This window comes from Ruegeria sp. BC5, assembly GCF_056539205.1.
Genome location: NZ_JBQFUN010000010.1, coordinates 149,612 through 158,396, shown reverse-complemented (window position 1 = coordinate 158,396; position 8,785 = coordinate 149,612). Strand labels below are relative to the sequence as shown.

Below are 8,785 nucleotides of genomic sequence, written 5' to 3'. Positions count from 1 at the left end.
ACTGGAGATGCCAATTTTCGCACCGATTTCCTGAATCGGCTTCTTGTTCGCCTCACGGGCGATTTCGATGTCGGATTTGTAGCTCATTGGGTGCTGGGCTCCGTGCAAAGTAGGTTTAACGAACTCAAACCCGTCCGCATCTGCGACCGGGGAGGAATCGAATACTTTCTTTACGGTAAATAATTTTTCCCTTGGGTCAACCTTGGAAATACGAGGACATGACCGAAAGGGCATTTGTTACCCAATGGGGTCACGGATCACGCGTACCGTTTGCGCACCGCGCTAAGCCCCAACAACCAATCCTCAACGATGCGTAATTCCGGGAATGCTTTTTGCGTTGGGCTTTTAAGAAGATAATACCCAGACTGTGTTCGCACCGAGACGTCCTGAATTGGTCTGACCAACGCGCCGCTTTCAAGCAGTGGGTCGACAAGATGGGCCCAACCCAATGCGACCCCCAATCCATCGACTGCAGCTTGTATAGAGAGAGGATAGGTGTTGAAGGCCACAGCGCGTTCCATCAATGAGGTCGAAATATCATTGCCGTTGAACCACGTGTGCCATGTCATCCATTCCGCGTGACTACTTGTCACCTCAATCAGATCCAACTCTGGCAAAGCAGTTAAATCTGTCACCGTCGGATTACTATTGAGATACTCCGGGCTGCAGACCGGAAAAACAGTTTCCCCAAATAACAGCTGAGCATCATATCCAGGCCATTCCCCATCCCCGCGCAATATCGTCAAATCCATCGAATCTGACAGGCACTCTGCATCACTGTCGGAAGACACCAACGAAATACGAATGCGATCATTAGATTTGTTGAATTTTCTTAGCTGTGGCATCAACCAGAGTGACGCAACCGAGTTGGTCGCAGAGATCGAGACTGTGTTGGCCTGATGTTTAGCCAGCATGTCACGGCTAACATCCCGCATCAGGTCCAGCGACTTTTCCACAGTTGCCAACAAAATCGCACCTTGCTGCGTCAGCGAAACCGAGCGATGACCTCTGACAAACAGCGGAACATCATAATGCTGCTCCAGCAGTCGCACCTTGCGGCTGATTGCCGTTTCCGAAATGTTGAGCACCTTGCTGGCCTGCGCAAAACTCTGCGCCTTCGCAGCCGCTTCAAATGCCAAAAGGTAATCGAGCGGTGGAAGGACTTTCCCGGTAATTGGCGCTTTCTTTGGCATCTGAAGGCGGTTTCCCAATCTGAAGATGATCGCAATCAAAAACATTTGCCCGTTTCGACTGGAAACCGATCAGGCAACTGACTGTTAAAATAGTAAAAAGTCAGATTTGCCTCAAGAATTTATAGGCAATGCCTCTCAAATTTCTGTTCTGCGTCTCGTGAAAACTTAGGCAGAATGAGAAAATTCGGGGCCGGAAGAGTCCGCAGATAAGAAATGTACGTCACTCAGGGAGCAAACATGAAACTCACAAACCTATTTTCTGCTGCAACCTTGGCAGCGGTAGCGGGCACCGGAGCGTTCGCCGAAGACAGCAGCGATCCGATCGTCATTCCAATTCACAACTGGTCCAGTCAGATCGTGATGTCTTACGTTACAGGTCAACTACTCGAAGAGATCGGTGACAACGTCGAATACGTCACAACAGACAGTCAGGCGGTCTACGAGTCGGTACGCTTGGGCGATGTCACACTTGAGATGGAAGTCTGGGAAGGTGCATTTGGCGCATCCTTCCGCGCCGCGCTGGAAAAGGGTGGTCTGCATGATGCAGGCGATCATGATGCAGTCACGCGCGAGGATTGGTGGTATCCGATGTGGACTAAGGAATCCTGCCCCGGCCTGCCTGATTGGCAAGCTTTAAACGACTGCGCGCATCTTTTCGCAACAGCGGAAACCGGGGACAAAGGCCGGTATCTGGATGGACCCGTCGACTGGTTGAAGCACGGTAAGGAACGTGCCGAAGCGCTTGATTTGAATTTTACGGTTATCAATGCGGGTTCGGCTGCAGCCCTTTGGGCCGAGATCGGAGCGGCAGAGGCGGATAAGAAACCTGTTCTGGTCTTCAACTGGACACCCAACTTTGCCGAAGCTGTCTGGCCCGGTGAGTTTGTTGAATTTCCGGCCTGGGAAGATGGTTGCGACAAAGATCCATCCAAAGGTCCGAATCCCGATGCGTTGTATGATTGCGGAAACCCAGCCAGCGGTTACCTGAAAAAAGCCGCGTGGGATGGCATGAAAGATAAGTGGCCGGCTGCCTACTGCGTATTGACTGAAATTTCGTTCACCAACCCGCAAATCGCGGAAATGGCCAAGCTGGTCGATACAGACGAGCTGGAACCGGAAGAGGCGGCAGCCGAATGGCTGGACGCTAACCGCGCTGTTGTTGACCCCTGGATCAGCGCCTGCAGTTGATAAACCGGTCATTCGCGACGAAACTGGCGCGGCCTTGCTGATCTCGGTGAAGCGAGGCCGCGCCTAACAAGAAAGAAGGCAGCCATGTCCGCCACAGCGCCCGTCATCTCAGCCAAAAACGTCTGGAAACTGTTTGGAGCCTCTCCTGAGACCTATCTGAAATCTATGCCCGCGGGTCGCAGTTTCGACGAGATACGTGCGGACGGTTACATCGCCGGGGTCAAAGACGTCTCGATTGAAGTTGGCCGGGGTGAAATGCTGGTCATCATGGGGCTGTCCGGATCAGGTAAGTCTACTTTGGTACGGTGCTTTTCACGTCTTCATGACATTACCGGCGGCACGATTGAGGTTGACGGTCAGAACATCATGAGCCTGAGCGAGCGCGACCTGATCGAGTTGCGACGCAACAAGATGGGCATGGTGTTCCAGTCCTTCGGTCTGCTGCCGCATCGTACGGTTCTGGATAACGTGGCCTTCCCGCTGGAAATGCGCGGTCAGGATCGCCATGACCGACGAGAACGCGCATTGGAAGTAATCAAGCTGGTGGGCCTTGAGGGTCGTGAAGAATATTTCCCGCGTGAACTCAGCGGCGGGCAACAGCAACGGGTCGGCATCGCCCGGTCCCTGGCGATTGAGCCGGATATTTGGTTCCTGGATGAACCGTTCTCCGCCCTTGACCCTTTGATCCGGCGTGAAATGCAGGATGAATTCCTACGGCTTCAAGAGATGCTGGGTAAAACCATCGTCTTTATTACTCATGATTTTGACGAAGCGCTGCGTTTGGCAGATCGGATCGCGATCATGCGCAATGGCGCGGTTGAACAGTGTGACACACCCGATCAAATCGTCATGAATCCTGCCACTGAATATGTGGCGAAATTTACCGAGGACATCGACAAAGCCCGCGTGGTGCATGCGAAAGGGCTGGCGAAACCGGTCAACGGGCACGCCTTGGAAGGAGCTCCGATCAATGGTGGCGCAACGATCCACGAACTTGCGCGAGTTCTGGTCAATGACAACCGCATCCTTTTGCCGGTTGCAGATGACAAAGGCGTTATCACCGGTGTCCTGGAACGCGACACCGCTCTGAATGTTCTGCTCGGAGCCGAATAATGGCGACGCTGTCCACTGATCTGACGGAGACTTCGGACAAGCCGTGGGGACGTACACGGGTACTTACCGCGCTGCTTGCAGTGGCGTTTGCACTGATCCTTGCCAAAGCCGCTGGTATTCTGCCTGAATGGCTGAACCGCATCCCCGAAGCGGCGATCCCGCCCACCGCACAAGTTCTGGATGCGATCTTCAACTTCATCCAGAATGACCTGGGCCTGATATACGTCACCCGCTTCATCGCGGAAGGTCCGCTTGAATTCCTGCTGGATACATCGGCCAACCTTTTGGAAGGCAAGCGTCGCTGGCCCTATCTGGGACCGATCCCATGGTCTGCGATTGCCGCCGTTGCCGCGGTTGTGGGTTATGCTGTCGGTGGATGGAAGTTGGCCGCTTTGGGCGCGGGCACCTTTATCTGGACCGCAGCAATCGGCCAGTGGAAGATCGCCATGCAAACAATGTCGGTGATCGTGGTTGCAGCACCCCTGGCGTTCCTGCTGGGGCTGGCTTTGGGTATTGCCGCATGGAAATACGGTTGGTTCGAGCGGGTCCTGAAGCCCATCCTGTCCATATTGCAAACCCTGCCCTTCTTTACCTACCTGCTGCCTGCGGTGATTTTCTTCAAGGTGGGTCCAACCGCCGGGGCCGTTGCAACGATTACGTTCGCAATCCCGCCGATGATCCTGATGACAACGCTGGGGCTCAAGAAGGTTAGCCCCGAAGTGATCGAAGCGGGTCAGATGTCCGGCTGTACTCGCTGGCAGATGCTGCGCCATGTATACATTCCGGCAGCGCGCACCGAAATTCTGGTTGGCGTCAATCAGGTGATCATGCTGTGTCTGGCAATGGTCGTTCTGACCGCCTTTATCGGAATGCCGGGTCTTGGCGCTAAACTGTTGGCGATGATGGGAAGTTTCAAGCTCGGACGATCCTTCGAGATTGGCATCACTATCGTCCTTTTGGCCGTGACTTTGGACCGGATGTCCAAGGCCTGGGTGGTCAAGCAACCAGTTCACTTTGAACGCAACACGCCCTGGTGGAAGCGGCATCAAATCTCGCTGGTCGCACTGGGTCTGTTCATCGGGTTTATCCTGCTATCGCAGGTATTCCCGATCCTGGCTGAAGTTGGCCGCAAACAGCACCTGAGCCAAGGCAAGGAAATTGACGTGGTGATCAAGTCGTTCCTGGCGATCGACGCCATCAAGGGAACAACTGAATGGTTGCGCTGGTTCCTGAACGTCAAGGTTCTGATCCCGTTCCGGGACACGCTGCTGGCGATCCCGACCCCCGCCTTCATCCTAATAGTCGTTGCCTTTGCCTATTGGGTCGGCGGACGCCGCCCAGGTATCTATGCGGCAGTGTTTTTTACCATCGTCGCATTCTCGGGTTGGTGGGACCGGTCGGTGATCACTCTGTATACAGTTATCTCGGCTGTTGCGCTGGCCACACTGATCGGAATACCGCTGGGCGTAATCGCTGCCCGGTCCGAACGCTGGTCGAAAAGCATCCTTCTGGCCTGCGACACCGCGCAGACCTTCCCCAGCTTTATTTATCTTATCCCAGCGATCATGTTGTTCGGTGTCAATGACGTGGCGGTTGTGTTCTCGATCCTGATCTTCGCCGCCGTACCGCTGATCCGGTACACTATTATTGGCCTCAGCAGCGTCCCGCCGGAAATGACCGAAGCCGCCGACATGTCCGGCTCAACCCGTCGCCAAAAGCTGATGTCGGTACAGTTCCCACTGGCTCTGCCAACTATGGCGGTCGGGTTCAATCAGGCCATCATGTTCGCCTTTTTCATGGTCATCATCGCAGCCTTTATCGGCACGCAGGACCTTGGGCAAGAACTTCAGCGAACGCTGGCCGGAACCGAGTTGGGCAAAAACTTTGTCCTCGGCCTGAACGTGTCGCTGATGGCGCTGACCTTTGACATGGCGATCAGCAGCTGGGCGGAACAGCGTAAAAAGCGACTGGGGCTCGATTAAGATGGCACAACAGCAAAACATGCGTACTGTCGCCCGGTTCGACGATACCGGCTTTGTTAGAATGCACATGGACGGTCTGCTCGACGAACAGGTCTGGTGGAAGAATGTCAGCTTTGACGAAGTCACCGGGCAAGGGAGTTATCTGATGAAGATGGCCCCGGGAACGCGCTCGAATCCGCATATTCATCATGGTGCGGAAGAGTTCTTTGTCCTCGAAGGCGATCTGACTGATCACGACGGTTTCAGCTATCGCAGCGGTGACTTCGTCAGTTTGGCCGCCGGTTCCAGCCATTTTTCGCGCACCGAGGCGGGATGCCTTTTGGTGGTCACGCACCGCGGTGCAACCGAGTCCATTCAGGAAGGTGCATTATGAATGTGAAACCGGTTTTCGAAGTGCCTTACGAACGTAGCGGGGTTCTGGCCCCCGGTCTTCCGATTCTACCGCATGGAACGGAACGTCATCCCGTCCCTGGCGCAGGGTCGCGGGCGGTTTCGGTGTCCAAAGGCGACACGATCACATTGCTGGATCGCGATGGGATGCAACCCGCCGAGATGGTGTTCTTTGCCCCCGATCGAAGCTCGGACGCTGCCATGCTTGGCGCGCAGGGGCACGGTCGACCAGAGGGGCTGATTGCGACTCTGGCGAATGGCTCGGTTTCGGGCAAGAAAGTGCTACGCGCGTTAGAGGTTGCAGGTTTCGATATCGGACGCGGGGATGCGATCCGGGCTTTCTCGGATGGATCACGGCCCGGCGACATGGCGCATTTTGTGGCGGAATGCGACGGTCTTCTGATCGTCTCTGCTCCCGGCGAAGCGATGCGACCCGAAGACAACAACCCGCCGACCGACATTATCCTGTACATTCAACGTGCCGCTCCTGGCTTGGAAAAACCCAACGTGGGCCCGCCCGATCCTCTGGCCGACCCACTCAAGGATATCAACATTCAGCCTGGCAATGCCAAATCTTATGAGGTCAAAGCCGGGGAGTTCATCCAGATCGTGGATGTCAGGGGCCGCGAATGTTCAGACTTTCAGGCGTTCAGCCGACGTGCACTGGATCAGGGGATCGAACGCGAGATTGATCCCACCACGACACGTAGCCTGATGGGCAGTTTGTATCCGCAACCAGGCATATTCTCAAAGTACTGGTCGGTGGATCAAGAACCCCTGGTCGAGATCGTGCAGGATACGTGCGGCCGCCACGACACGTTCGGGCTGGCCTGCACAGCTCGGTATTATGAAGACTTGGGCTATCCTGGCCATGTCAATTGCTCGGAAAATATCAACAAAGATCTGGACCAGTATGGCATCCGGCCCCGCGCAGGTTGGCCTGCGATCAACTTCTTTTTCAACACGATGCTGGATGATGACAATGCCATCGGCATGGATGATCCGTGGTCGCGACCCGGAGATTTCGTGCTGCTGCGCGCGCTGACAGATCTTGTCTGCGTCAGTACCGGCTGCCCCTGCGACATTGACCCGGCCAATGGTTGGAATCCAACCGACATTCAGGTGCGAACTTACAGAGCGACCGAAGATTTCAAACGGTCCTACGGCTACAGAAAATCTGCGGAGGCGGATGTGGAAGAAACCAAGAAAACAGCATTTCACGACTGCTTTGCACGTCATACCCGTGATTTTGTCGAATACAACGGGTATTGGCTGCCCAATACGATGACCAATCATGGCGCGATCGCAGAATATTGGGCCTGTCGGGACAAAGTCGCCGTAATGGATCTGAGCCCACTTCGCAAATACGAGGTTGTTGGCCCGGATGCCGAAGAGCTGATGCAGCTTTGCGTGACCCGCAACATGAAGAAGCTGAGCGTCGGTCAAGTTGTCTATACGGCAATGTGCTATGAACATGGCGGCATGATCGACGATGGCACTGTCTATCGGCTGGGAGAGACCAACTTCCGATGGATCGGCGGCAACGACACCAGTGGTTTGTGGCTGCAGGAACAAGCGCGCAAGCGCAATATGAATGTCTGGGTGCGAAACTCTACAGATCAGTTGCACAATATCGCGGTACAGGGGCGGCACAGCCGCGACATCCTCTCGCAGATATTCTGGACGCCACCCCAGCAGCCAACAATTGAAGAATTGCCTTGGTTCCGGCTTACCGTGGCCCGGGTCGGGGATGTGCGCGGAACCTCGGTCGTGATTTCCCGAACCGGATATTCCGGCGAGTTGGGATATGAAATATTCTGCCACCCCAATGATGCTGTCGAGATTTTCGACCGTGTATGGGAAGTTGGTCAGGATTATGGAATTGCCCCGCTTGGTCTTGCCGCCCTCGACATGTTGCGGATCGAAGGCGGCTTGATCTTTGCCGGGTCCGAATTTGACGACCAGACCGATCCGTTCGAGGCCGGGGTCGGTTTTACCGTCCCATTGAAATCTAAGACCGATGATTTCATCGGGCGCAGCGCAATTGAGGAACGCAAGGCTCACCCTCACCGCAAGCTGGTCGGGTTTGATATAGAAGGTGGAACAGTGCCTTCTCCGGGCGATTGTGTACGTGTCGGAAAAGCGCAGGTCGGCGAAATCACCAGCGCGATGAAGTCACCCATCTTAGGCAAGGTCATCGCCCTTGGGCGTGTTGCATCAACCCATGCGCTGGAGGGGCACGACATTGAGATCGGTCAACTGGATGGGCAGCAAAAGCGCCTTAAGGCAAAAATTGTTCCGTTCCCGCATTTTGATCCAACTAAAGAGCGCGTGAAAGGTGTTTACCCCAGTAAAAATGTCCCGGATGCGGCCGAATGAAAACTTGACTGCCAAACAAACGGCCAAAGTTGTGGCCGTTTGTTTTCTGGAGCTTGTCATCGCAACTTCACCAACAACTGGCTTCGCGGACAAATGTGACCGGGTTTCCGCGCTTGAAAACTATAATACCACGGGCGTTTCACCGAATGGAGCGATGTGCAAAACGTTTGTCGGCCTGGACAATGTCCAAGGCGTTTCATGCCGATGGGAGTTTCCATTCCGGGACTCTGAAGCCATTCGCGCGTTTAACGACCTCTGGACTGAAGTAACACTTTGCAAAGAGGGAACTTGGACGCAAGACGACGGATCAGTCAACCACCCTGATAGTTACGTGCTGAGGGAGCTTTTCACTTCAGAAGGCTTTATTCGCGTTGCCCAAAAAGATAAGGGCCAAATCAATCGTACATTGGTGTTTTTGAGTCTCGAACATCACAATTGATGCAGTCGGTGTACATCGCCCACCAGCCACGGAAACCATCATCCCAATGGGTCAGAGGCCAACAATGCACTAACAATCAAACTGGACCAGTCAGATGAGGC

The 8,785-nt window shown here is 54.6% G+C and carries 8 protein-coding genes; 7 read left to right on the top strand and 1 reads right to left on the bottom strand.

Annotated features, from left to right (window positions below; genetic code table 11):
• Positions 1-183 (top strand): hypothetical protein (locus tag ACR0LY_RS18880; protein WP_480567460.1); only part of this gene is annotated, 183 nt, incomplete at its 5' end.
• Between the two features lie 74 nt (positions 184-257).
• Here the strand turns inward: ACR0LY_RS18880 and ACR0LY_RS18875 are convergent.
• Entirely contained in the window at positions 258-1,238 is a 981-nt protein-coding gene (locus ACR0LY_RS18875) for a LysR substrate-binding domain-containing protein (protein WP_226689128.1), read from the bottom strand.
• Between the two features lie 192 nt (positions 1,239-1,430).
• Here ACR0LY_RS18875 and ACR0LY_RS18870 point away from each other — a divergent pair, with 192 nt between their 5' ends.
• From ACR0LY_RS18870 to ACR0LY_RS18845, 6 genes are all read left to right on the top strand, one after another.
• Entirely contained in the window at positions 1,431-2,381 is a 951-nt protein-coding gene (locus ACR0LY_RS18870; RefSeq protein ID WP_170351497.1) for an ABC transporter substrate-binding protein, read from the top strand.
• Between the two features lie 84 nt (positions 2,382-2,465).
• Entirely contained in the window at positions 2,466-3,494 is a 1,029-nt protein-coding gene (locus ACR0LY_RS18865; RefSeq protein WP_170351499.1) for a quaternary amine ABC transporter ATP-binding protein, read from the top strand.
• Positions 3,494-5,476, top strand: coding sequence for an ABC transporter permease (locus ACR0LY_RS18860; RefSeq protein WP_170351501.1), 1,983 nt, complete (start codon positions 3,494-3,496; stop codon positions 5,474-5,476). Before ACR0LY_RS18865 ends, ACR0LY_RS18860 begins: the two co-directional genes overlap by 1 nt.
• Positions 5,477-5,495: 19 nt before the next feature.
• Positions 5,496-5,849, top strand: a complete 354-nt coding sequence (locus ACR0LY_RS18855) for a cupin domain-containing protein (RefSeq protein WP_170351502.1) — start codon at positions 5,496-5,498, stop codon at positions 5,847-5,849.
• A complete protein-coding gene (locus ACR0LY_RS18850) occupies positions 5,846-8,245 on the top strand; it encodes a trimethylamine N-oxide demethylase (RefSeq protein ID WP_170351504.1) in 2,400 nt (799 codons plus the stop codon). Before ACR0LY_RS18855 ends, ACR0LY_RS18850 begins: the two co-directional genes overlap by 4 nt.
• A 4-nt stretch (positions 8,246-8,249) precedes the next feature.
• Positions 8,250-8,684 carry a hypothetical protein gene (locus ACR0LY_RS18845; protein ID WP_170351506.1) on the top strand — a complete coding sequence of 145 codons (435 nt, stop codon included), beginning with the start codon at positions 8,250-8,252 and terminating at the stop codon, positions 8,682-8,684.
• The last annotated feature ends 101 nt before the right edge of the window (positions 8,685-8,785 follow it).

Coding starts and splice junctions, on each gene's coding strand:
- ACR0LY_RS18860 (WP_170351501.1), top strand. CDS start 3,494: ATGGCGACGCTGTCCACTGATCTGACGGAGACTTCGGACAAGCCGTGG.
- ACR0LY_RS18875 (WP_226689128.1), bottom strand. CDS start 1,238: ATGTTTTTGATTGCGATCATCTTCAGATTGGGAAACCGCCTTCAGATG.
- ACR0LY_RS18850 (WP_170351504.1), top strand. CDS start 5,846: ATGAATGTGAAACCGGTTTTCGAAGTGCCTTACGAACGTAGCGGGGTT.
- ACR0LY_RS18855 (WP_170351502.1), top strand. CDS start 5,496: ATGCGTACTGTCGCCCGGTTCGACGATACCGGCTTTGTTAGAATGCAC.
- ACR0LY_RS18870 (WP_170351497.1), top strand. CDS start 1,431: ATGAAACTCACAAACCTATTTTCTGCTGCAACCTTGGCAGCGGTAGCG.
- ACR0LY_RS18865 (WP_170351499.1), top strand. CDS start 2,466: ATGTCCGCCACAGCGCCCGTCATCTCAGCCAAAAACGTCTGGAAACTG.